Raw genomic sequence first — 24987 nt, forward strand, 5'->3', positions numbered from 1 at the left:
TGTAGATCAGTAAGAAGTGGGCTTCTTGTCTTTTTGCTTTTGCAAAAAATTAGGAAAAAATGACCGCTTGTTAGCGGTTTTAATAACATAAAAGGATATTAGGAATGAAAAGATTAAAATTATCAGCTGTGTATTCGGCATTATTGGCAGGTGGGCTATTCGTTTATATAGACAGTGCGATGGCGATGAAATGCAAGGCAGGGAAGGTGGAACACCAAAATGGAGTATCTCTTAATAATTGTACGCTTACGACTAAAGATCCTGATTTCCCTTGGGCATTAGTGTATGTCTCTGATAGTGATAATATTATATTTAATAATCTTACGACTAATTCGGATACTAGAAGTGTTCATGCGAATAAGTCTAATGTAACAATTAAAAATAGTTCTCTTACGGCTAGTAATACTAATGCAGATCAACATTATTTTGAAAGTGTTGTTTAATCGGAATCAAATTCTAATGTAAAAATAGAAAATTCTACATTAGTTGCTAAGCCTTATCATAATTCTGCTTCTGTAATCAGTCTTTCTGAAGGCAATATGGAGATTAATAATAGCGTATTATCTTTAAATGAGAGTGATACCCCTAAAGCGGAAAGGGCTTTTGCTAAAATTTATCAAGGGAACTTATCCATTAGAGATAGTCAACTAAATGTAGAAAATGCTATAGAATCTTTTTTTGAAGTAACCTCTGGTACAAATATAAACATAAATATTGAAAATACGGTTGGAAAATCAAACACATCTACCTTCTTAGATATAAGTGGCGGGAGTAAAGTAAATGTTGAGCTAGTTAATTCGCAATTTTCTGGTGGGATAAGTGGTGCTTGGGATTTATTTGAAGAAAAAGAACAATTTGATTTGGACTTAATGTTAACGAATAGTAATTTATCAAGTAAAGTTTTATTCCATAATTCTCAGCTTCTTCCATATTCTCGTTCTACAACAAAATACCTTATTGAAAATATCAATTTGGTTGCTAAAAATTCTAATTTATCAGGTGTAGGTCGTTTATTAAAAAACGAAGAAGGTAATTACGATGATATTTTTAACGTGACATTAGAAACTTCAAATTGGAATTTGAATGGTTATTTACCCAAATTTTAGTGTTACTAATTTGGATATGAAAAAATGCTACTGTTAAATTTGGGCAGGAAATAGAATCTGCTCCAGCTGAATCATGGAAATTTCATACACTTGAAATTTTAGGAAATCTCTCAGGTACTGGTAATTTCACTCTTAACTCAGATCTTGCTAATCAACAAGCGGATAAAATTGTGGTAACCGGAGACGATAGCGGAGAATTTGGCTTAAATGTTAAAGACTCGGGTAATGAACCAAAATCGGCGAATGGTAAGGTAACATTAGTTGAAACCCAAACAGGTAAGGCGAAATTTGCTTTATTAGGGCGTGATTATGTTGATGCCGGTGCATACCGTTATCGTCTAGCAAAAGAAGGTAATCATTGGGTTCTGTCAAATCACGCGGCAGAGCGTGCAACCGCAAGTAATAGTACACCACCGGTTGCAAATAATTCGACAAATTCGACTGCTTCTCCGAGCGTGCTGGTTTCTCCGATTATTGTGCCAGCGTTAAATCCGACAACGGCAAACCGTGAAGTGATGTTAAGTGAATATTCGAATGCGTTAGTATCATTACGTCAGGCTCAGCTTTTATTAGTGGAAAATAGCTTAGAAGGTTTACATAAGCGTTTAGGTGAATTAAAGCAAGGTGAAAAAGGCAATGTTTGGGTGCGTAATGCAAACGGACGTAATGAATTAGATGCTATGTAGGTCGCTGAAAATGTGCGTTCATCCGGCTTTAAACAAGATATTTATACGCTTCAAATTGGTGCGGATACTGCGGTAACAGATAATATTCGTGTCGGTAGTTTTGTCGGAAATTCACGTTCGGATCTAGAATTTGGCGGTGAATATGGCTCGGCGAAAGTGAAAGCGTAAGCCGTTGGCGTATATGCGACTTATCTGGCGAATAATGGTTTCTATTGGGATAACATCGCAAAATACGAGCGTATTACGGCAAAATCTAATCAGACCGGTAAACGTCATTACAATGCGCATACGCTTTCGAGCGAAATCGGACGTATTCATACATTAGGTCGTTGGACAATTACGCCACAGTTACAAGCCGCTTGGACGAAACTTTCAAGCAAAGCAGATGAAGAAGGCATTTCCGCATTAACCGCAAGGGCAGGCGTGAGAGTCGCAAACCATCTTGATTTTGCTGGTTGGAAGCTTGAACCTTATGCAGAACTAAACGGCATTACCACTCGTACCAATCAGAATGCAGTGCGAGTAAATCAATATAGTTTTGATGTAGCTGAGACCAAAGGTCGAATTGAAAGCACTATCGGTGCGAATGCGGTTGTAGGTAATCATCGTATCGGTTTAGAGGCTTCCCTAGCCAATGGCAAATACTTAGATCAGCCATATAAAGTACAACTTGCTTATCGTTATCACTGGTAAGCTAGTTCCAGCTTATTAAACCAAGCCCATAAGTTATGATTTAACTTATGGGCTTTTTTAAATCATAAATTCAATCAAGTCATTTTGTACAAAGAAATTGAGTAATAACGGTTGGAAATAGACTTCATCACCCACAGCGAATTGTTCCTGTCCGAATTGAGCATAGCTGACGGATATTTCTATCGGTTCGTGATTTTTATGTAACACCTCTAAAAATACCGTAGGACCTGCGGTATGTACTCGGGAGATAATACCTTTCAACGAATTTTCTTTATGCGTTTTGCTAATGGCAATTTCGTGTGGGCGCACATACACCACCACATCATCAGCGGCATAATATTGCTCGATTGGCTTCTTAAAGGTGTCAATATGTAACATGCCGGCTAAAATATAGCCGTGCAAAATATTTACATCGCCCAAAAAATTTGCCACAAACGCACTTCTCGGCTGTTTATAAACCTGTTCCGGCGTGCCGATTTGCTCGATTTGTCCTTTATTCATCAGAATGATTTTATCCGCCACCTCAAGTGCTTCATTTTGATCGTGAGTCACAAAAATACTGGTGAGGTTAATTTCATGATGAAAATCACGCAACCAACGGCGCAAATCTTTACGCACTTTCGCATCTAAAGCGCCGAACGGCTCGTCTAACAATAATACTTTCGGTTCGGTTGCGATCGCTCTTGCCAAGGCAACTCGTTGTCGCTGACCGCCGGAAAGCTGATCGGGATAGCGTCCGCCGATATGTTCCAGCTGAATTAATTCCAAGAGATTTTTAACTTTCGCTTGAATTTCCGCCTCCGACAAACGTTCTTGTTTCGGTTTCATACGTAAGCCGAAAGCGATATTGTCGGCAATCGTCATATGGCGAAACAGCGCATAATGCTGAAACACAAAGCCGATATCTCGTTCTTTCGCCGAAAGTTGGGTCACATCGCAATCATCAAATAAAATTTGACCGCTTGTTGCGGTTTCTAGTCCGGCAATAATGCGTAATAGTGTGGTTTTTCCACAGCCAGACGGCCCGAGTAAGGCGTTCAATTCACCATTTTGAATACTAAAATCAATATTGTTTAGTGCTTGGAATTGTTCAAAATGCTTATTAATTTGTTTAACGCTAATTGCCATAATTGCCCCACTATCGTGCTAATTTCGCTTCTGTCCACTGACGAATAAATAATAAAATTAAAGATAAACCGAGTAATAACATCGCAACCGAAAATGCCACTACAATGTTGTATTCGTTGTATAAAATTTCGATTTGCAGCGGTAAGGTGTTAGTTAATCCTCGTATATGCCCTGATACCACCGAAACCGCCCCGAATTCGCCTAACGCACGGGCGGTGCAGAGTACAACACCGTGTAATAACGCCCATTTGATATTCGGTAAAGTGACGTGATAGAAAATTTGCCAGCCGTTTGCGCCCAATACTGCTGCCGCTTCTTCTTCCGTTGTACCTTGTGCTTCCATAATCGGGATCAGTTCTCGCGCGACAAAAGGCACAGAAACAAATAGAGTGGCTAAAATAATGCCCGGAATGGCATAAACGATTTGAAAATCGACCGCTTGTAAGTGCGGATAAAGCCAACTCTGTGCGCCGAATAACAACACGTAAATTAAGCCTGCCACCACCGGTGAAATCGAAAAAGGTAAATCAATTAAGGTAAGCAAAAACTGTCTGCCTCTAAATTGATATTTCGTCACTGCCCAAGCTGCGGCAATGCCGAAAATGGTATTCAGCGGTACGGCAATAGCGGCGGCTAACAAGGTAAGCTTTAGCGCAGCAAGCGTATCTTCCTCGCCGATTGACGCAAGGAAAAAATCCAAGCCTTTTGTCAATCCTTGTGAAATCACTACCAATAACGGTAAAAGTAGCAAAATCACAAATAGCAGAATCGCTAAGCCGATTAATAGCCTTTCAACAAGCGATCGTTTTTTGAGTAAGCTTTGCATATTCCTTTCCTTCTATTTTGCTGTTCGCTTAGCGAAATAACGTTGAATCTGGTTGATGATAAAAATAAGCAAGAAGGAAATGATCAGCATTAATACGCCAATGGTTGCCGCGCCGACATAATCGTATTGATCGAGTTTTGACATAATCACCAGCGGTAGGATTTCGGTTCTAAACGGCAAATTACCGGAAATAAACACGACCGAACCGTATTCGCCGATGCCTCGTGCAAAAGCGAGGGTAAAACCGGTAATCCAAGCCGGTAAAATTGCCGGAAAAATCACATAGCGAAAGGTCTGAAACGGGCTAGCGCCTAAAATTTCCGCCGCTTCTTCCACATCTTTCGGTAAGTCATCCAGCACCGGCTGTAGTGTGCGAACTACAAATGGTAAAGTGACAAACAAGAGCGCTAAAGTAATGCCTAGTGAGCTATAAGCGATTTTTGTTTCAAAAAATTGTCCGATAATGCCGTTGCGAGCGTAAATCGCCGTAAGAGCAATACCTGCCACCGCTGTTGGCAAAGCAAACGGCATATCAATAAAAGTATCCATCAAACGCTTGCCCCAGAATTGGTAACGCACCAATACCCATGCTAATAACAAACCGATAAAACTATTCACTAATGCGGCACTGAATGCGCTTTTAAAAGATAAGCCTAACGCTAATAATAACTGCCGGCTGGTAATCAATTTAACAAATTGTTCGGCTGAAATTTGGGCGGAAAAGATAAATAATCCGCCGAGCGGAATCAGTACCACAAGGCTTAAAAACGTGAGGGTATAACCTAACGAAAGGTTAAAACCGAGAATAATTCGAGTTTGTTGCATAACATTTCCTTAGCCTATTTATTGATAAATTTTTTCTAAGATTTGATCGAAGATCGCACCGTCATCAAAAAATTTCGGCTGAATCAATTCCCATCCGCCGCCAAAGATTTCGTGCATTGTAAGTAATCGTAACTCAGGAAATTGTTGGCGAAATTCCGCTAAAATTTGACCGCTTGTAGGGCGATAATAATGCTTAGCAATCAGCCGTTGTGCTGCATCGCTATACAAATAGTTCAGATAAGCCTCCGCCTGTTTACGAGTGCCTTTTTTATCCACCACTTTATCTACAGCGGCAACCGGCGGTTCGGCAATAATCGAAACTTTAGGCGTGATAATTTCAAACTGATCACCGCCCTCTTCTTGCAGCGCTAAATAAGCCTCGTTTTCCCAAGCAAGTAAAACATCACCCAATCCTCGCTGGATAAAGCTCATCGTCGCGCCTCTTGCGCCGGTATCTAATACCGGCACTTGTTGATAAAGGCGAGTAACAAAATCCAACGCTTGCTGTTCCGTGCCGAAACGATCTTGAGCATACGCCCAAGCTGCTAGAAAATTCCATCTTGCTCCGCCGGATGTTTTTGGGTTCGGCGTAATTACTTCAATGCTCGGATCTCGCACTAAATCCAGCCAGTCGTAGATCCGTTTCGGATTCCCTTTACGCACTAAAAACACAATGGTCGAGCGATACGGCAAACTGCGTTCGCTCAAACGCTGCTGCCAATTCGGATCGATTAGATCTTGATGTTTATTTAACGCATCAATATCACCGGCTAACGCTAAGGTAACAATATCCGCTTGCAAGCCGTCAATCACCGCACGAGCTTGTTTGCCGGATCCGCCGTGTGAGGTTTTGACCGTAATTTGCTCGCCGCTTTGTTGTTGCCAATATTCCGCAAACAAGCGGTTATATTCTTTATATAACTCTCGGGTCGGATCATAAGAAACATTTAACAACTCAACAGCTTGAGCTTGAATGGAAAGTATTAAACAAGCGGTCAAAAAAAAGATTTTTTTTACAATCATCGTGCTAAATCCTCATATTGACTAAAAAATCTAACGGCATAATCGGCTTTAGCAAAGAACTGAAACTTTATTGATATAGCTTTATGGAATAAAAATGGGGCAGAACATCACAAATTGCTTGTTCTAAATCAAATGACTTTGGACAAAGCTTTTAGATATCAGCTTTATTCCAAAAGACTCTAATCTATATCCTGTTATTATTTTTCAGAATAAAGAATTTCTCTTATAACTTAATAAAACAAATCGTGGCTTGTTTTAAGCGAGTGGGGAAAATATGAATTACTTACCAATTTTTGTTGATTTAAAAAAACGACCGGTATTGGTCGTAGGGGGCGGACACGTTGCGCTACGTAAAATTAATGCTTTATTAAAAGCTGGAGCGTCAGTCAAAGTGGTGGCGGAGAAACTCCATTCCTCGCTACAAGTTTTGGTTGATGAAGGTAAAGTCGAATGGCTTGCCAAAGCATTTGAAGCGAGCCAAGTTACCTCCAGCTATTTAGTGATCGCCGCCACCGATGACAATGCCTTAAATCAACAGGTATTTGATACGGCGGAAAGCCAACAACGCTTAGTTAACGTAGTGGATGACCAACCTCGCTGTAGTTATATTTTCCCTTCGATTATCGACCGTTCTCCTGTACAAATTGCGATTTCCAGCGGTGGAGCGGCACCGGTCTTAATTCGTTTATTACGCGAAAAATTAGAAGCCTTGATTCCGCATAATTTGGGCGCAATGGCAGAGATAGCGACCCGTTGGCGTTATGCGGTCAAAACCAAATTTCCTCAATTAACCCAACGCCGCCGTTTTTGGGAAAAACTGTTTACCCACCAAAGTTTTCAGCGTCTGACTGAAAATCATCAAATCGAACAAGCGGAAGCATTAGTGGAAGCTGAATTACAAAACAATAATCCGGTTTTAGGCGAGGTTTCGTTAGTTGGAGCTGGGCCGGGCGATGCCGGTTTACTCACTTTAAAAGGCTTGCAAACCGTTCAACAAGCGGATGTGGTGCTATATGACGCACTGGTTTCCGAAGCGATTTTAGAATTGGTTCGCCGTGATGCGGATAAAGTGTTTGTCGGTAAACGTGCCGGTAAACACAGTGTCAAACAGGAAGATACCAATCAGCTACTGGTGAAATATGCCAAACAAGGCAAACGTGTGGTGCGTTTAAAAGGCGGAGATCCATTTGTATTCGGGCGTGGCGGTGAAGAATTAGAAATACTTAAAGCGGAAAATCTTCCGTTTAGTGTTGTGCCGGGCATTACTGCTGCATTAGGGGCAACCTCTTATGCAGGGATTCCGCTCACGCATCGTGATCATGCGCAAACGGCAATGTTTATTACCGGCCATTTGAAGCCGGACGGAAACCGACTTAAATGGGAAACGCTTTCCCAAGGTAATCAAACGCTGGTGGTTTATATGGGGACAATTAAAGCTGCCGAGCTGTCCGCCGAGTTACAAAAACACGGCAAACCGTCTGATACACCGGTAGCAATCATTAGTAACGGCACATTGCCAAATCAACAGGTACAAATCGGTGTGCTGAGTGAATTAGCGGAACTTGCTGAAAAAGCCCCAACACCGGCATTAATTGTGATTGGCGAAGTGGTGAAATTGCAAAAAGACCTTGCTTGGTTCGGTAAAGAAGCGGTGCAATTTGTTTCGACTCAAGAAACACTTTGGCAAAAACCGACATTACAAAATAAAGAAACGCACTGGAAGCAGGCAGCGTAATAGGAGGAAGGCAATGAGTTTTTTAAGACCGAATTTATGGCAAATCCCGACTCCAAGTGAAGCGGATTTTGCAAATCTTAGCCAAAAAGAGACCGCTTTATACCAACGTATTCAACAGATTAGCCAAAAAGAGACCGCTTTATACCAACGTATTCAACAGATTAGCCAACAGCACCGTAATGCAAAATTCGCCAGCAGCTTGGCGGTGGAAGATATGCTGATTACCGATGTAATCGCCAAAAGCCAAGCAAACATTACCGTGTTTACCTTAGAAACCGGACGTTTAAATCCAGAAACTTTAGCGCTGGTCGATAAGGTGAAAACGTATTACCCGAATTTAAATTTCCAACTTTATTATCCCGATGCACAAAAGGCAGCGGAATATGACCGACAAAAAGGCAAATTCGCTTTTTACGAAAGTATGGAATTACGCCGTGAATGTTGTTTTATCCGCAAAATCGAACCGCTTAACCGAGCCTTACAAGATGCGGATGCGTGGCTAACCGGGCAACGCCGAGAACAGTCGGTCACTCGCACCGAACTTGCTTTGCACGCACAAGATACTAGCCGAGGCATTGATAAATATAATCCAATTTTTGATTGGTCCGAATTAGAGGTTTGGGCGTATATCTTAAAATATCAAATTCCTTACAACGAGCTGTATAAACAAGGTTTCCCAAGTATCGGTTGCGAGCCTTGTACCCGTCCGGTCAAAGCCGGAGAAGATATCCGAGCCGGTCGTTGGTGGTGGGAAAACAAAGACAGTAAAGAGTGTGGATTACATAAATAAAAGGATCTGAAAATATGACAACGCAAAACAATATCGAAAACGGGCATTTAGATTGGCTTGAAGCGGAATCGATTTACATCATTCGTGAAGTGGTGGCGGAATGTAGTAATCCTGCGTTACTGTTTTCCGGCGGTAAAGATTCAGTAGTATTACTCGCTTTAGCTCGTAAAGCCTTTCAACTTGAAGGACGTGATTTAGTGCTGCCGTTCCCATTAGTACATATCGACACAGGGCATAATTATCCTGAAGTGATTCAGTTCCGAGACGAACAAGTGAAAAAATTAAATGCAAAATTGGTAGTTGGACACGTTGAAGATTCAATCGTAAAAGGTACGGTGGTATTACGCAAGGAAACCGATTCTCGCAATTCGGCACAAGCGGTCACTTTATTAGAAACGATTGAAGCCAACGGCTTTGATGCCTTAATGGGCGGCGCAAGACGAGATGAAGAAAAAGCCCGTGCTAAAGAACGTATTTTCTCGTTCCGTGATGAATTCGGTCAGTGGGATCCAAAAGCACAACGTCCGGAATTATGGTCGCTCTATAACGCCAAATTACATAAAGGCGAAAATATGCGTGTATTCCCGATTTCAAACTGGACGGAACTTGATATTTGGCAATATATCGAACGTGAAAAATTGGAGTTACCACCGATTTATTATGCTCACCCACGTGAGGTGGTAGAACGTAATGGCTTACTCGTGCCGGTTACTCCACTAACGCCAAAACAAGCGAATGAAGAAAGTAAAATTGTATCTGTGCGTTTCCGTACCGTGGGCGATATTAGTTGCACCTGCCCTGTGGCAAGTACTGCCGCAACACCGGCGGATATTATTAAAGAAACCGCAGTCGCCGAGATCTCAGAACGCTCCGCTACCCGAATGGACGATCGAGCTAGCGAAGCGGCAATGGAACAACGTAAAAAACAAGGATATTTCTAAGTTTAGCCAAAGAATTCAATTTGCCCCAGCGGGGCAACACTATGCGTAACCTAGTACGGCTTTGCCATGCTAGGAATAAAAGGATAATAAATTATGAGCAATTTAAACCAATATGCACCACTTCGTTTCATCACCGCCGGTAGCGTAGATGACGGTAAAAGTACCTTAATCGGGCGTTTACTTTATGACAGTAAAGCGTTATTAAGTGACCAGTTATCAAGTTTGAATAAATCTAAAAATGCGGGCGAAGTGATCGATTTTTCGATTCTTACCGATGGTTTGGAAGCAGAACGTGAGCAAGGCATCACGATTGACGTGGCGTACCGTTATTTCTCTACCGCAAAACGCAAATTTATTATTGCTGACACACCGGGGCATGAACAATATACTCGTAATATGGTGACCGGTGCTTCCACCGCCAATGCCGCCGTAGTATTAGTTGATGCTTCGCAATTAGATTTTTCACAGCCGGAAGTAGAACTGTTACCGCAAACCAAGCGCCATTCGGCAATCTTAAAACATTTGAATACGCCTTATATTTTAGTGGCGGTAAACAAAATGGATTTGTTGGATTTTGATGTGGCAAAATTTGAAGCAATTTCGACTGCTTACCGCAAGTTAGCCGATCAGCTTGGCATTCAACAGGTGCAATTTGTGCCGGTTTCCGCTTTGCAAGGCGATAATATCGTGCATAAAAGCGAACGCACGCCTTGGTATGACGGAGAGCCGTTACTCACTATTTTAGAAAACTTACCGAGCAATGAAAACTTATCGGAAAAGGTGGAAGATTTTCATTTTCCGGTGCAGTTAGTTAGCCGTTTAGATCAAGATAAAACAGACGATTTCCGAGGTTATCAAGGTAGAATCGAAGCGGGTTCAGTAAGTGTGGGCGATACGATTCGAATTGAACCGAACGGCTACACCTCGACCGTATCAGAAATTATTAGCCCGAATGGTATTGTACAAAAAGCGGTTGCCGGTGAGCAGGTAACGATTCGTTTAGCAGATGATATTGATATTTCCCGTGGCGATACATTTGTGGCACAACATTCTCTGATTACCGCCACCAAACGCTTAACTGCTACGGTATGTTGGTTTGACCAACGTGCATTAAATCCGGCACGTAAATATTTACTGAAGCACACCACGCAAACCGTGTTTGCTAAAGTTACCGTAGTTGATCACGTGCTTGATGTAAAAACCTTGAGCAATTCAAGCGAAGCGGACAGTTTAAAATTAAATGATATCGGTGAATTACAACTCCGCTTACAAAAACCGATTACCGCCACCACTTATGCACAAAATCTTGCAACCGGATCATTTATTTTAATTGACGAAGCGACCTATCACACGGTAGCAGCAGGAATGATTCTTGCTACCGAATAAGGTTCACCTTCAGAACAAGCGGTCAAAATTTGCTAAAAATTTGCAAATTTTGACCGCTTTTTTTAATGAGGGGGGAATGACTTAGTTGGCTTTATTGCCAAAACGGTTGCCAATGAGGAAGGCAATTAAGCCAATAACCAAAGACGGCACAATCGCGTGGAAGCTAAAAATGCTGATTTTAAATGTGGTGAAAATCACGTAGCTTGTTAAACCAGCCAACATCGAGCTAATCGCACCTGCCGCATTTGCATTCTTCCAATAAAGCCCTAACACGATCACCCATAAGAACGTCGCTTCTAAACAGCCAAGCGAAAGTAAGTTAAGCCAAATTAACATATCCGGCGGATTTAACGCTGCAAACACCAATAACACCGCAAAGGTGAGTGTGGTCATTGTCGAAAAAAGTTTTAACTTAGCTTCGTTATCGACCGCTTCCGGCTTCACCGCTAAGTATAAATCTTTGATTAAGGTGGAAGACGATTGAATTAATAATGAGTCAATCGACGACATAATCGCCGCCATCGGGGCGGCTAAGAAAATACCGGCAACTAATGGCGGTAGCACTTGAATCATTAGGGTTGGAATGACCTGATCCGGAATTTTTAAATCGGAAATCACTGCACGTCCAAGCACGCCGGCAAGGTGCATACCGAACATCAGTAGTGATACCACTAAAGTACCGATAACGAGTGCTTTATGTAATGAAGCACTGTCTTTATACGCCATACTGCGTACCGCAAGCGGCGGTAAACCGATTAAACCGAAACAGACCAATACCCAAAACGAAGTCATAAAGGTAAAATCTAACGGGCGTTCATCAATGCCATACGGCTCGATTAATTGCGGATTAATGCTTTCTAAGGTATTCATTGCATTCTCAACACCGCCAGCGGCATAAATCACACCACCGAGCAATAATGAAGTACCGATTAACATTACTAAGCCTTGAATCGTATCGGTCAACACCACCGCACGGAAGCCGCCGATAAAGGTATAAATTCCAACGGTAATCGCAAAAATCATCACCGCCGTTTGGTACGGTACACCTAGTGTGGTTTCCAGTAAGCGCCCCGCACCGATAAACTGTACTGTCATCATCGCAAAAAACGAAAGCAACAGGGCAAAACCGGAAATCCAAACTACAAATTTATTTTGATAGCGAGCAAGCAATAAATCATTAATAGTTACTGCGTTATATTTACGAGCAAGTAACGCAAATTTTTTACCTAATGCTCCTAATGCCAGTAATACCGCCGGCACTTGGATCATTGCAAGCAAGACCCAACCGAGTCCGTATTTATAAGCCGCACCTGGGCCTCCGATAAATGAACTTGCGCCGACATAGGTTGCGGCAGTGGTCATTGCTAACACAAAGCCGGACATTGAGCGGCTGCCGACATAATATTCTGATAAAAAGCTACCGCCTTGGCGTTTACGATAGGCATAAAACGCCACACCGAATACAAAACATAAATAAGCGATTAACGGCAATAACATCTCTTTATTCATTGCTGTGCTCCTTATTTAAATCAATGTCTTGATAAATCTTTTTGACTACCCAATACACCATTACGGTAAAACCGAGCGGTAGTGCGATGCAAGCAAGTTCAAACCAAATCGGAAAGCCGAAAACGCCGCGTCCTGTCGGTGAAAAATAGGCGAAAACGATCCAATCGAATAAGTAAACTAAGGCAAGCCAGAGTGCCCAGCGAGCTTCTTTGGTGAGTTGTTGGTAATGCATAAGACTCCTTTTTTATTAGAACAAAGCCTCAAAAATGGGGCTTATTTAATTATTAATATTGCCAGTTATCAGGATTGATTCCTAATTCACTCATTTTAGCTTTGGCTTCTTCCGGAATTTCATCACTGCGTTCTTTCATCAGATCTTCATTCGTAGGCAACGGCTGTCCGGTAAACGCATGCAAGAATGCCTCGCACAATAATTCGCTATTAGTGGCGTGGCGTAAGTTTTTGATCTGACGGCGAGTACGCTCGTTGGTTAAAATTTCTAGCACTTTAATCGGGATCGAGACGGTGATCTTTTTGACCTGTTCGCTTTTTTTGCCGTGTTCGGCATACGGGCTAATATATTCGCCACTCCAATCTGCCATAGTTAAATTCCTAATCTTCGATAAAAATTGTCGGTATTGTAATCAAAACTATTTGATATCGCAATCTAGACGTCTAAATTTCTATTTTGAATTTTACGCTTGTTTACTTTGTGTTTTAGGAAGAGTTGGTTAAAATGCGCCAATGATTTCTTTGATAAGGTAAAGATAATGAAATTAAAACAGTTAGGCTTAGTTGCAGGGATCGTGATGTTAACGGCGTGTTCATCGGCGATTGAGCCGGCAACCGGAGAGCGTAAAGATCCACTGCAAGGCTTTAATCGTGCGATGTGGAAAGTGAATTATGAATATATCGATCCTTATGTATTAAAACCGGTAGCGACAGGTTGGCGTGATTATGTGCCAAGTCCGATTAAAACCGGTTTAACCAATGTGGCGAATAACCTTGATGAACCGGCAAGTTTTGTTAACCGCTTGTTAGAAGGTGAAGGTAAAAAAGCGATGATCCACTTTAACCGTTTTTGGATTAACTCAATTTTCGGTTTAGGCGGGTTAATTGACTGGGCAAGCCAAACACCGGATCTCAAACTAGATAACGGTAATCGTGAGTTCGGCCATACGCTTGGTGCTTACAACGTTCCGGCTGGAACTTATATTATGGTGCCCGGCTACGGCGCAACCACACCTCGTCAAGCAGTTGGTAAAGCGGCGGATTCGGCTTATCCGGTATTATCTATGCTAACCATGCCTTGGACAGTAGCGAAATTTGCCGTACAAGGGGTGGATAGTCGCTCAAAATTATTAGATCAAGACGCATTATTACAGCAGTCTTCCGATCCATACATTACTTTCCGTGAGGCATATTTCCAAAACCTCGAATTTAAAGTGAGTGATGGTAAAGTTGCGGAAGAAAGTGGTAAAGAACAGCTTTCTGAACAAGAATTACAAAATATCGATTAGGATCAAGCGGTCAAATTTGCAAAAAAAGTTGTTAATTTGACCGCTTGCTTTTAGAAGTGTTAAAGGAGTAGAACATGAAAACCGAATTTATTCGTCAAATCAGCCAAGGTATCAGTCTCGAGAAATGTCATGAGTTATATGTGATTCGTATTGCACATAAGTTAGGAACTGCAGTAGTGGCTTTACAAGGCGCACAATTATTAAGCTGGCAACCGGCGGCGGCAAAACAAGACGTACTATGGCTTTCGGAGATTGAGCCGTTCCAAAAAGGCAATGCGATTCGCGGTGGTGTGCCGATTTGTTATCCGTGGTTTGGTTCGGTAAAAAGTCCGTCACATGGTACGGTCTGTATTCGTGAATGGTCGCTCAGTCATTATGAAATGGATGCGGAATATGCTTACCTAGAATTTTCGCTCTATGACGAACAAAATATTATCGAAGCGAAAATTGAAATGGTGTTTAACCAAGAATGTCATTTGATTTTCACTCATTATGCAGAGCAAGAAGCACAGGCGGCATTGCATAGCTATTTCAATGTGGCGGATATTCAGCAAACCGAAGTGAAAGGCTTACCGCATGAGTGTTTTAATTCGCTAACTCAACAATTCGTACAAGTGCCTTCAGCACGTAAAATCAGTGAAAATGTGGATTGCATTTATAGCGCGGAACAGCCTATTAATCTCATTGAAGATATGGCAAATCTGCGTACGATTCAAATTGAGCATATCGATGCGAGTGATGTTGTGCTGTGGAACCCGTGGCATAAAGCGACAAGTTCGATGAGCGAAACCGGTTATCAAACGATGTTATGTGTCGAAACCGCCCGTATAAATCGAAAATTACAACAGGGTGATAGTTTTGAAGTGATTTTTAAGCTAGTTTAATGATTAAGAGCGGTAAGGGAGACCTTACCGCTTCATTTTGAACTTTTTCTCGTAAAATAGGCTCAAAATTATTGAATTTAATGAAAGATAGGAACAAATATAATCAAATATGCCAAAAATAAAACTTAATGAAACAACACTTTCCCCCTTTGTTACCCAGCAAATCGAACAAAACGATGCTTTTACTTTACTGAACGGCTTATGCCAGTGGCTTAGAGCCGGTAAGCCGGAACAAGCGGTCGAAAAATTAGAATTTTTTACCAATTTACTTAAGCAACAGCCGGAACTTGCTCAAGCGGTGGCAACATTGATCTGCCGTTGGCTTTGCCAGTTACGTTTATATCCGATTTTAGTCAGTAGCGGCATTTTGGGGCGCCAAGGTTTCGGGCGAGAAATGCGTAATCGCTTATATGAGAAACTAAACCCGTCTTTTAAAGATGTGAATGATTTACGTGATGTATTTATTCTGCTGTTTTGCGATCGCCATGATGTGGAATGGATTAATGCCATTCCGACTAAAAGTTGGTTAAATTTCCTCAATACTTTAGAGCGCAGCGTAAGCGAACAGGATAGAACTTGGCTGTATGAACATATTCGTCACGAAGGGTTATTTGCGATCAAAATGCTTTCGATTTGGATTGCAGCAGAGGATTTGGAACCGGAGTTAATTCGCTTAGATCCAACATTGCTGGATGCGGATTCGCCTTTTGTCGCATTGCAAAAAGAGGTTTTTCAATGGTTGGAGGCTCGCCGTCAAAATCAATACTATGACGATAGCCATTTACAGGTGATGTTTAGCCAATCACGTGAATTGGTTGATCGCTTACAGAAAAAAGGATCGACAGCCGGTTCGTCACTGGGCGTGGCGCACTTGCTTGAGCGTTTAAGCCAAACGTTAGACCGTTTATCCATGTTGATGGAATTATTTTCTACCAACCGTGTTGCTCGCTTGCGAGTGTTGCAAATAACCAAAATGTTAGCGGAAGCTTCGGCAAAGCAGCACAGTATTTCCGATTTATGGAAACAAAGCGTCAAAATGCTTTCTCGCAGTATTACTCAACACACCAGTGATCACGGCGAACACTATATTACCCGAGATAAAAAAGAATATTTCAGTATGTTTTATTCTGCTGCTGGCGGTGGTGTGCTGATTGCGCTGATGGCGTTATTTAAAGTGTATCTGGGCGGAATGATTGACGATAAAGTTTGGAAAGGTATTGCGGAAGGTTTGAACTACGGTATCGGTTTTACCATTATCTTTATGTTGCATTTTACCGTTGCGACTAAGCAGCCGGCGATGACTGCCGCACGTTTTGCCGAGGCAGTCGAACGAAACCCGCAGGGCAGAGCGGTGAATATGAAACTGGCGCAATTGCTAGTGGATGTATTGCGTTCACAAAGCATTGCGGTATTGGGGAATGTGATTGTGTCGATGAGTGTGGCGGCATTGATAGCCTATGGCTATGCAAAACACACCGGCAAAGCGTTATTAGACAGTGAGATGGTGCAATATCAGCTCAGCTCGATTGATCCGGCTAAAGGGACGTTATGGTTTGCGGCAATTGCCGGTTTGTGGTTGTTCTGTTCGGGGATTATTGCCGGTTACTTTGATAACCGCAGCAACTATTTAAATACCCGTATGCGGTTAAGACAGCACCCGTGGTTAAAGGCGATTTTACCGTTATCCATCCGAGAGAAATTTGCCGACTATGTGCATGATAATTCAGGTTCGATTATCGGTAACTTAGGATTCGGTATGTTGCTTGGGATTACCGGTGTGATCGGTTATTGGTTAGGATTACCGTTAGATATTCGCCACGTTGCCTTTTCTTCGGCGAATGTTGGCTATGCGGTAGTGAGCGAATCATTAGGCTGGCAGGTGCTACTGCAAAGCATCTGCTTTGTGTTGATGATCGGCGCGGTTAACTTGATTGTTAGTTTTTCTCTAACGCTATGGATTGCGCTGCGTTCACGTAATACTGAAATTGATAGCTGGTGGGAAATTTTAAAATGCTTATGGGAAATTATCCGTAAGCGCCCGTTAAGTTTATTGTTACCGGTTCAGTTGAATAAGTAGTAAGACGATACAAGCGGTTGAATTTGCAAAATTTTTTACAAATCCAACCGCTTGTTTTTTTAGCTAGTTATACATCGCTTCAATTTGTGGACGATAGCGTTCCAAAATGACCTTACGGCGTAATTTAAGCGTTGGTGTGAGTTCTTCCATATGGATACTAAAAGCTTGCGGCAGTAAGGTGAACTTTTTAATTTGTTCGAAATGGGGAAGCTCTTGTTGTAACTCTTCAATACGCTTTTCAAATAACTGAATCACCGCCGAATGCTTGATTAACTCCAAGCGATCGTGATATTTGATGTTTAATTGTTTAGCATATTCTTCCAACGCTTCAAACGAAGGTACAATCAGCGCCGAGACGTATTTTTTGGTGTCTGCAATCACTGCAATTTGTTCAATAAATTTATCTTTAGCCAATTTACCTTCGATATATTGCGGAGCAATGTATTTGCCGTTTGAGGTTTTCATCAGCTCTTTAATACGATCAGTAATATACAGGTTACCATGTTCATCCAATGCTCCGGCATCTCCGGTACGCAAGAAGCCGTCTTCGGTGAAGGCTTTAGCGGTTTCTTGCGGATTTTTATAATAGCCTTTCATCACCATACCGCCACGAACCAGAATCTCATTATCATCACCGATTTTTACCTCGGCATTCGGCATGAGCGTGCCAATGGAGTTTAAAGCAAAGTTGCGATCTGCCCAGCAAGAAACAGTAGCGGTCGTTTCTGTCATACCGTAGCCTAATTTTACATTGATACCGATGCTATGAAAAAACTCCCCGATAGTCGGTTCTAATTTTGCCCCGCCGCAAGGCATCATTTTGATATTACCGCCTAATAACGCTCTTAATTTTGACAATACCAACTTATCCGCAAGCTTGTAAGTGAATGTTGCTTTTTGTGTATGAACGAAATGTTTTCCCTGCTTTAATGCCCATTGGAAAAGCGCTCGTCGATAAAAAGGCGCTTGTTTTACTTTATCAAAGATGCCGCTATACATTTTTTCATATAAACGAGGAACGGCACACATTAGCGTCGGTTTGACTTCGGCTAATGCTGTACGCACTTCGTTGGTGTCTTCCAAATAACAAACGGTTGCGCCTTTATGTAATAAATAAGCGACCCAAGCACGTTCAAAAATATGTGAAAAAGGTAAGAATGACAGTGACACATCATCAGGTCCTACCTCAGGTAAGGCTAAATCGTGTGCTTGTAGCTGGTGAGCAAGGTTTGAGAAGTCCAACATCACACCTTTAGGTGTACCAGTCGTTCCCGAAGTATAAATCAGAGTAAATAAATCATCGAATCGAGCGCTGCTTAGACATCGGATGAGTTCTTTGCGGTATTTTTCGGAACTTTTTCCCAAGAAATCATTCCAGTTACACGACGAAGAATCATTGTCAAGCGTTTCCTCAAGACGAGGTTTCATGACAATAATTTTTTCGAGCGAAGGACAGTTTTTAGCAATTTCTAATGCCACATCAAGCTGTTCTTGATCTCCTACGAACAAGAGTTTGATGTCCGCATTATTAATAATTAATTCAGCTTGTTTGGCGGTATTTGTCGCATAAATTGGTACGGTTACGGCACGAATCTGTAACGCACCTAGATCCGCTATAGTCCATTGCGGCATATTGTGAGCAAAGATGCCAATTTTATCTTGTATTCCAATACCATGAGCTAGTAATGCGAGAGAAACTTTATCAATCTGTGATTGAAAGTCTTGCCAAGAAATATCCACCCATGTGCCATTTTCCTTATGGCGTAAAGCGGTCGAGTTTTGTAGCTTTTTTGCTTGTTGTCGTACTCGATGAACGAAATGGAAGTCTGACAGCTGATTCATATAAATCCTTTATTTATTAGTTTAAGCTTACACATGTACGCTAATGTAATATTTAATAAAGATAAAAGCTAGATCCTAAGTAGAGAAAAAGCTCACAAATGTGAGCTGAATCTCTACATTATTATAAATTTTAAACACATTATGGATGTATCTTATGGGTATCAAATTTAATCACGTTGTGCTTGCCCTCCTCTCAACTACAGCAGCAAATACGGTTTTTGCAAATCAATCGCCGATTGATGTTAAACGTGAAGAAATCGTTATTTTTGCACGTCAAGGAGATAGCCAGCTTGAGTAAACTATTACTCAAATGTCGGCTTTATATAAAAAGACACATGATCAAAAAGTGAGAGACGATTTAATTGCTTTAATGGTCAGAAAAGGTCAATTTAAAGAGGCGACCTAGGTCTGTTCGAGATGTAATGTAAATAGTTTCTCGGAAAGTGAGCTAGAAAATTTTGCAAAGGCATACCGCACAAGCCAGAATCTTCCAAAATCCCTTCAGTTATATGTGAAGCTACGCAATTCTTATCCTCAAAATCCAAATGGTCTGTTAGGCAGTGCGCTTGTTGAAACGGAATTAGGCAAATATCAAGATGCTCAGACCCATCTTGCTCAATATAAGCAAAAGTTTGGTGCTGATGACGGTTACAAGGACGCATCAAGTTTTCTATTGGATCAGACGGAGCCTGAATTAGCTAAGTTAGGACGTTGGCAAGACCAAATTAAAGCCAATCCGTCAAATCATAAATTGGCAGTACAGCTTTATCGGTTAGCGGCAAAATTGAATGTTCATCCCGTTCAAGCACAACTTGTGCAAACTTACCCAGAATTGTTTACGGAAAAAGATAAAGCTTGGCTAGAACATAGTGAAGTGATTTCTACCGTAAAAGAGAATGGTAGTTTGAGAAAAGCCGAGCTGCAAACCGCATATAAGCGTTTAACGCAATTCATTAATACGGCGGCTCAAGAGAATCCGTTATATCAACAAGCAATTCAAGACCGTTTAGCAATTGCTAATCGTTTGAATAGTAATGCGCTGGTTAGAGAAGATTACCAAAGATTAATAACATTAGATAAAGGCATTCCGGATTATGTGAAAGAAGCTTATGCGGATACGTTATTAAGAGAAGGCTCAGCATTTAAAGCCTCTTAGATATTTATCAAGAGTTGGAAGCAAAAGAACGAGTGCAGCACAATGCAGTGAGTACCGCATTGTTGTTTAAATTGATTAGTGCTTCAAGCGATGCGGGTTATTTCCAACAAGCGCAAGATTATCAAGATCAAATTCGTGAGAGTGAGACCATTTGGGATTTCACACATACGACCCGTTTAAGTAATCCAAACTATGAGCGAGCTTATTACAATCAGGTCAATCTGCATAACTGGCGTGGAGATAAAACAACAGCGATTGAAAAGTTAGTCGATAGATTGATGCATCTCGTGCCGAGTGATCCTTGGACAATGTTGGCATTAAGTGATTTGGAAAGCTCTCGTAATAACCATGATCGAGCAAATTTTTTAGCTGATAAAGCAAGTCATTTTTTAGCTGATAAAGCAAGTCATTTTTTAGGTGAAAGTGATCAAGGCGCTTATAAAAATCAGTGTGCAAATATTGCACTCAGTCAGGGAAATTTACGTAAAGCTCGTCAGCTGATATACAGCTATACTGCGGAAGAGCGTGAAGCTGCAGAGTCGGTTTTAAAAAATTATAAAGATGCTCGTCGAGGTAGTTTTAGTGCTTCATTCGGAGTATTGCATAAGACTGCACCAAAAAATAAATCAAGTAATGAAACTGTACAAGAATATTATCTGAATTCGCCGAAAAGTGCGGATGGACATTATGCTTATGTGCACTACGCAGAAGACAAGGTGCCGACAGAAGATACGGTGTTGAAACAGCATCGTATCGGTGTCGGTACGAATGTGAATTTATATCCTGTTAACGTGAATATTGAAGCCGGTAAGGGGATTAAATTACACGATAAAGGTTATCTCTCATTAGCTACTTCTTATCAGTTTAATCAACGTTGGCATTTTGATTTATCCGGTAACCTGAATGGTAGTGGAACACCGATTAAAGCGATTAACCAAGGGGTTTATACGAAAGATATCGGTTTTGGGACGACTTATACTTACCGTGATTTATTCCGTATCGGTGCGGGTATAAATGCAATGAAATTTGATGACGGTAATCTGCGTAAATCATTTTATGCATGGGCTTCGACAGAAACATTCAGGAAAGATCGTTGGGCTTTAACTAATAATTTGCGTTTTGATTATCAACGCAATAAAGAGACCGCCTCTGCGTGGCATTACAACCCATTAAAAAGTCGCAATATAGAATTCGGTGCGGATCTAAGTTATTGGCAGCCGATGAATTACGGTCTGGCTTTAACACATCATATCCGAGCGAATGCGGGTCAATATAAACAGCAAGGACACAAGGCGGAACGCTCTTGGTCTTTAAGCTACGGACATGATTGGCGTATTACTAAGAAAGTGAGTTTATCTTATGAGATTGGTCGTAAGAAAAATATCTACGATGGTGATGCGGAATTTAATAATTACGGTAACGTAAATCTTTCATATTCTTTTTAGTGGGTAAAGCAAGATGATATTGAAAAAACTCGGTCAGACATTAGCGGTCTGTTTTTCGCTATTTTTTGCAAAGGCATTTGCTGCCGATACATATAGCGTTCTCGCTTATCACTCGGTTGTCGATGAAAGTGCGCCTAAGGATAAACGTCTTTATGTTTCACAAACTATTACCGCACAACAGCTGATTTCACATTTTAACTGGTTTAAAGCACAAGGTTACAATGTGGTGAGTTGGCAGCAAGTAATGGATGCGGAACAAAGAAAAACGACTTTACTGCCGAAAGCCGTCTTAATTTCTTTTGATGATGGTTATGAAACCATGTATAGCGTGATTTATCCATTGTTAAAAGCGTATAACTATCCGGCTGTTTTTGCACCGGTGTCAAGTTGGATTGACACACCGATGGGCGGAAAAAATTCAATACGGTAATGAAAAATTGGATCGTGCTAAGTATTTCACGACTTGGCAGCAAATTGATGAGATGCAAAATAGTGGCTTAGTCGAAATCGCTTCACATACGCATGATTTACACCATGGCGTGAAAGCTAATCCTAGTGGTAGTCAACTTGCTGCGATGATTGCGCCGGAGTACAAAAACGGTAAATATGAGATGGAAGCTCAGTATAAGTCCCGTCTGTTAAACGATATGAAAATGTCGGTTAATCTTATTAAAAAGCATACAGGTAAAGCACGAAGAGTAATGGTGTGGCCATATGGTGCATTTAATGATACAGCGATTGAATTAGCGAAGCAAGCGAGTATGTCTTATCACTTTACATTGAAAGAGAAAGTAAATCATGTTGGTGATACACATATTGGCCGCTTCTTAATTGATGCAGAGTCCAATTTTGCCGTGATTGCGGATTATCTAAATCGCACACAAGATACAGAGAACGAATCTACGGTTCAACGTGAGCAGCATATTAATTTAGACTATGTGTATAACTCAGAGCCTGCGGTGTTTAAAGCAAATTATGATGCATTGATTAGCCGTGTAGCACAGTATGGTGTAACGGCGGTGTATCTGAAAGCATATTCGGATCCGGATAAAGATGGCATTATGGACGGGACATATTTCCCTAATCCACATTTGCCGGTTAAAGCGGGTATCTTCAGCCAAGTTGCTTGGCAATTACGTACACGAGCAGGCGTTAAAATTTACGCTTGGATGCCAGCTTCAATTGAGAGCTTGCCAATGCATATTCGTAATGAGGATGTGATGAAATCGTTATATAAACATCTTTCTCTTTACTCTAAAGGAGACGGTTTATTCTTTGACGGTAAAATTGGTAAAGATAAATGGAGTAGTAAAGATGCAGCCTCTATTGCATTTACCAAAGAGCTTAAATCAGCAGCTGAGCCCTATCTATTTTTCGGTACACGCCATCAAAAGTTATCAAGAAATATTAATCCGAGCGAAAAGGATTTTATCCAAGATTTGGTGGTATTCAGTAAAGAATATGATGGGGTATTAATTGATGCTAGACCATATTCTTTAGGTGGAGTAACAAATGCTGAAGAAGCAAAAAGCTGGCTAAAAGATATCGCTCATATCATTAAAGATTCCGGTGTTTCAAGTAAGAAAGTATTATTTGATTTCTCTATTGTGAATCCAAAAACTTCTGAAAATACTTCAACAAAAGAATTAATCAGTTGGATTAAGGTATTAGAACATAATGGAATCATGAGTTTCGGCTATTATCCGAATCGCTATTTATTTGATCAAACCGTCTTAAAAGAAATGAAACCTTATGTTTCTGGTAATAGAGATATCACAAGGAAGTAGGTGATAATATGATTCTAGAAGTATTGAGTTTATTTGTATTTGCGTATCCTGCTGTAATGGCGTTTTATTGGGCTGTTGCAGGGGGAGCTTATTTCCTATTTAAGGAAAAATTAAAAGTTCCACCTAAATTCAGTGAGATGAAAAAAGAAGATGTGCCTTTAGTCAGTTTGATGATTCCTTGCTATAACGAATCAGATAATTTAGACGAAGCCGTTCCACATTTACTGAATTTAAAATATCCAAATTATGAACTGATTTTTATCAATGACGGCAGTCGTGATAATACCGGCGAGTTAATTGATAAATGGGCGAAAACCGATAGCCGTATCGTTGCTTTACACCAGAAAAATTCCGATAAAGCGAGCGCATTAAACAATGGTTTAAAAATTGCGAAAGGCAAATACGCAGGATGTATTGACGGTGATGCGGTATTGGATTACATGGCATTGGATTATATGGTACAGGCATTGGAATCTAATACTGAATACGGTACGGTAACAGGTAACCCTCGTGTACGTAATCGCAGCACCATTTTAGGACGTTTACAAGTTTCTGAATTCAGTTCTATTATTGGGTTAATTAAACGTGCTCAATGTTTAATGGGGACAATTTTTACTGTATCCGGCGTATGCTGCTTATTCCGCAAAGACGTTATGCATGAAATTGGTGGTTAGAGTACCAATATGATCACCGAGGATATTGATGTAAGTTGGAAAATTCAGACCTCCGGCTACGATATTTTTTATGAGCCTCGAGCATTATGTTGGGTGTTAGTGCCGGAAACGATTAAGGGATTATTTAATCAACGCCTCCGTTGGGCACAAGGTGGTGCAGAGACGATGATGAAATATTTTCCTAAAATTTGGCACCTGAAAAATCGCCGTTTATGGCCGATGTTTGCCGAATATATTATTACCGCAATTTGGGCAATCTCATTGGTTAGTGCAATGATTGCAAGCGTATATCAATTTGCTGCAGATGGTAATGTAAGTTTTATTAATTGGGCCTCGTTAAAGCCGAGTATGGCAATTTTATTTATTGCGTTTTTTGCTCAATTAAGTATCAGTCTCTATATTGATAACCGTTATGAACGAGGGGTAGTGAAGTACGCTTTCTCATGCATATGGTATCCATGGTAGTATTGGATGTTAAATACGGTCACATTGTTATGTGGCATTCCTAAAGCTATTTTCCGTAATAAATTGAGATTAGCAGTATGGACAAGCCCAGATAGAGGAGTATAAGGATATGCCAGCACAACAATTACAAAAGCTAATGATCATCAATAAAACAAAACAGCTCGGGTGGAAGATTCGCTTAAAAAGTATGTTTTTGACAGCTTTAACTTGGGCGGTTTGGTTATCTATGGCATTTATGGTTTATGAATACCGACAACATATTTTAGATAACCCAGTATTAGATGTTTACTATATCGGTGAAGTTATTCTAATTATGTTTGCAATCGTATTCGCTCTTATTTTTTGTACCATTTGTTGGTCATTCTTAGCAAAAAGCAGATGTAAGCGTCATTGATAATAATTTGATCATTTTTTGATGAAAAGCCTCTAGTTGTGATACTAGAGGCTTTTTTATTGTATCAATCAGGTGGTTTTATATAATTTTTGGGG

21 protein-coding genes and 3 pseudogenes are annotated in these 24987 nt (G+C 40.9%); 16 read left to right on the forward strand and 8 right to left on the reverse strand.

The annotated features are described in order from the left end of the window. Positions 1–104 precede the first annotated feature (104 nt). The 3 genes and pseudogenes from HMPREF0027_RS02710 to HMPREF0027_RS11540 all read left to right on the forward strand — a co-directional run bounded on the left by HMPREF0027_RS02710 (position 105) and on the right by HMPREF0027_RS11540 (position 2485). A complete protein-coding gene (locus HMPREF0027_RS02710; protein WP_005622052.1) occupies positions 105–443 on the forward strand; it encodes a hypothetical protein in 339 nt (112 codons plus the stop codon). Between the two features lie 96 nt (positions 444–539). Further along, on the forward strand, positions 540–1106 hold the full coding sequence (locus tag HMPREF0027_RS02715; RefSeq protein ID WP_005622053.1) for a hypothetical protein: 567 nt from the start codon (positions 540–542) through the stop codon (positions 1104–1106). A gap of 50 nt (positions 1107–1156) precedes the next feature. Further along, positions 1157–2485, forward strand: a pseudogene (locus HMPREF0027_RS11540) (autotransporter outer membrane beta-barrel domain-containing protein). Positions 2486–2542: 57 nt separating this feature from the next. Here the strand turns inward: HMPREF0027_RS11540 and HMPREF0027_RS02730 are convergent. The 4 genes from HMPREF0027_RS02730 to HMPREF0027_RS02745 are packed head-to-tail and all read right to left on the reverse strand — an operon-like array spanning position 2543 to position 6287. Next, on the reverse strand, positions 2543–3613 hold the full coding sequence (locus tag HMPREF0027_RS02730) for a sulfate/molybdate ABC transporter ATP-binding protein (protein ID WP_005622057.1): 1071 nt from the start codon (positions 3611–3613) through the stop codon (positions 2543–2545). 10 nt (positions 3614–3623) lie between these two features. Continuing rightward, the gene (gene cysW, locus HMPREF0027_RS02735) at positions 3624–4439 is read right to left on the reverse strand and encodes a sulfate ABC transporter permease subunit CysW (protein WP_005622058.1); all 816 of its coding nucleotides are present in this window, start codon (positions 4437–4439) and stop codon (positions 3624–3626) included. A 12-nt stretch (positions 4440–4451) separates the two neighbouring features. Then, the gene (gene cysT / locus HMPREF0027_RS02740) at positions 4452–5264 is read right to left on the reverse strand and encodes a sulfate ABC transporter permease subunit CysT (RefSeq protein WP_005622059.1); all 813 of its coding nucleotides are present in this window, start codon (positions 5262–5264) and stop codon (positions 4452–4454) included. A gap of 18 nt (positions 5265–5282) precedes the next feature. Further along, complete coding sequence (locus HMPREF0027_RS02745) at positions 5283–6287, reverse strand: sulfate ABC transporter substrate-binding protein (RefSeq protein WP_005622060.1); 1005 nt, start codon at positions 6285–6287, stop codon at positions 5283–5285. Positions 6288–6561: 274 nt separating this feature from the next. On the opposite strand from HMPREF0027_RS02745, the gene cysG reads away from it, so the two are divergent. From cysG to HMPREF0027_RS02765, 4 genes are all read left to right on the forward strand, one after another. Then, complete coding sequence (cysG, locus tag HMPREF0027_RS02750) at positions 6562–8022, forward strand: siroheme synthase CysG (RefSeq protein ID WP_005622061.1); 1461 nt, start codon at positions 6562–6564, stop codon at positions 8020–8022. Between the two features lie 13 nt (positions 8023–8035). After that, positions 8036–8812: a phosphoadenylyl-sulfate reductase gene (locus HMPREF0027_RS02755; protein WP_005622062.1), complete on the forward strand. Its 777-nt coding sequence runs from the start codon at positions 8036–8038 to the stop codon at positions 8810–8812. A 14-nt stretch (positions 8813–8826) separates the two neighbouring features. Further along, entirely contained in the window at positions 8827–9753 is a 927-nt protein-coding gene (cysD, locus tag HMPREF0027_RS02760) for a sulfate adenylyltransferase subunit CysD (protein ID WP_005622063.1), read from the forward strand. Between the two features lie 93 nt (positions 9754–9846). Continuing rightward, the gene (locus HMPREF0027_RS02765; protein WP_005622064.1) at positions 9847–11139 is read left to right on the forward strand and encodes a sulfate adenylyltransferase subunit 1; all 1293 of its coding nucleotides are present in this window, start codon (positions 9847–9849) and stop codon (positions 11137–11139) included. A gap of 81 nt (positions 11140–11220) precedes the next feature. Here HMPREF0027_RS02765 and panF read toward each other — a convergent pair whose 3' ends face one another. The 3 genes from panF to metJ are packed head-to-tail and all read right to left on the reverse strand — an operon-like array spanning position 11221 to position 13250. Then, on the reverse strand, positions 11221–12648 hold the full coding sequence (gene panF / locus HMPREF0027_RS02770) for a sodium/pantothenate symporter (protein ID WP_005622065.1): 1428 nt from the start codon (positions 12646–12648) through the stop codon (positions 11221–11223). Continuing rightward, the gene (locus HMPREF0027_RS02775; protein ID WP_005622066.1) at positions 12641–12880 is read right to left on the reverse strand and encodes a YhdT family protein; all 240 of its coding nucleotides are present in this window, start codon (positions 12878–12880) and stop codon (positions 12641–12643) included. The genes panF and HMPREF0027_RS02775 overlap by 8 nt, the downstream gene beginning before the upstream one ends. 52 nt (positions 12881–12932) lie before the next feature. Further along, positions 12933–13250 (reverse strand): met regulon transcriptional regulator MetJ, encoded by a 318-nt coding sequence (gene metJ / locus HMPREF0027_RS02780; protein ID WP_005622067.1) that lies wholly within the window; start codon positions 13248–13250, stop codon positions 12933–12935. Between the two features lie 168 nt (positions 13251–13418). Here metJ and HMPREF0027_RS02785 point away from each other — a divergent pair, with 168 nt between their 5' ends. The 3 genes from HMPREF0027_RS02785 to HMPREF0027_RS02795 all read left to right on the forward strand — a co-directional run bounded on the left by HMPREF0027_RS02785 (position 13419) and on the right by HMPREF0027_RS02795 (position 17129). Further along, entirely contained in the window at positions 13419–14168 is a 750-nt protein-coding gene (locus HMPREF0027_RS02785) for a phospholipid-binding lipoprotein MlaA (protein ID WP_005622068.1), read from the forward strand. Positions 14169–14242: 74 nt separating this feature from the next. Continuing rightward, on the forward strand, positions 14243–15052 hold the full coding sequence (locus HMPREF0027_RS02790; protein WP_005622069.1) for a D-hexose-6-phosphate mutarotase: 810 nt from the start codon (positions 14243–14245) through the stop codon (positions 15050–15052). Positions 15053–15161: 109 nt separating this feature from the next. Then, positions 15162–17129: a site-specific recombinase gene (locus HMPREF0027_RS02795; protein WP_005622070.1), complete on the forward strand. Its 1968-nt coding sequence runs from the start codon at positions 15162–15164 to the stop codon at positions 17127–17129. Positions 17130–17192: 63 nt separating this feature from the next. On the opposite strand, the gene HMPREF0027_RS02800 is transcribed toward HMPREF0027_RS02795, so the two are convergent. Next, on the reverse strand, positions 17193–18971 hold the full coding sequence (locus HMPREF0027_RS02800) for an AMP-dependent synthetase/ligase (RefSeq protein WP_005622072.1): 1779 nt from the start codon (positions 18969–18971) through the stop codon (positions 17193–17195). 154 nt (positions 18972–19125) lie between these two features. Between HMPREF0027_RS02800 and HMPREF0027_RS13185 the strand changes: the two genes are divergently transcribed. The 6 genes and pseudogenes from HMPREF0027_RS13185 to HMPREF0027_RS02820 all read left to right on the forward strand — a co-directional run bounded on the left by HMPREF0027_RS13185 (position 19126) and on the right by HMPREF0027_RS02820 (position 24892). Further along, positions 19126–19269 (forward strand): hypothetical protein, encoded by a 144-nt coding sequence (locus HMPREF0027_RS13185; protein ID WP_244261828.1) that lies wholly within the window; start codon positions 19126–19128, stop codon positions 19267–19269. A gap of 213 nt (positions 19270–19482) precedes the next feature. Continuing rightward, complete coding sequence (locus tag HMPREF0027_RS13190; protein WP_005622075.1) at positions 19483–20127, forward strand: PgaA family protein; 645 nt, start codon at positions 19483–19485, stop codon at positions 20125–20127. Between the two features lie 32 nt (positions 20128–20159). Beyond that, positions 20160–21572, forward strand: a complete 1413-nt coding sequence (gene pgaA, locus HMPREF0027_RS13195) for a poly-beta-1,6 N-acetyl-D-glucosamine export porin PgaA (protein WP_244261829.1) — start codon at positions 20160–20162, stop codon at positions 21570–21572. Positions 21573–21585: 13 nt separating this feature from the next. Beyond that, positions 21586–23359 (forward strand): annotated as a pseudogene (pgaB, locus tag HMPREF0027_RS02810) (poly-beta-1,6-N-acetyl-D-glucosamine N-deacetylase PgaB). An 8-nt stretch (positions 23360–23367) separates the two neighbouring features. Next, a pseudogene (gene pgaC / locus HMPREF0027_RS02815) lies at positions 23368–24603 on the forward strand (poly-beta-1,6-N-acetyl-D-glucosamine synthase). 4 nt (positions 24604–24607) lie between these two features. Next, a complete protein-coding gene (locus HMPREF0027_RS02820; protein ID WP_005622081.1) occupies positions 24608–24892 on the forward strand; it encodes a hypothetical protein in 285 nt (94 codons plus the stop codon). Positions 24893–24987 lie beyond the last annotated feature (95 nt).

The organism is Actinobacillus ureae ATCC 25976, assembly GCF_000188255.1.
GTDB lineage: Bacteria > Pseudomonadota > Gammaproteobacteria > Enterobacterales > Pasteurellaceae > Actinobacillus > Actinobacillus ureae.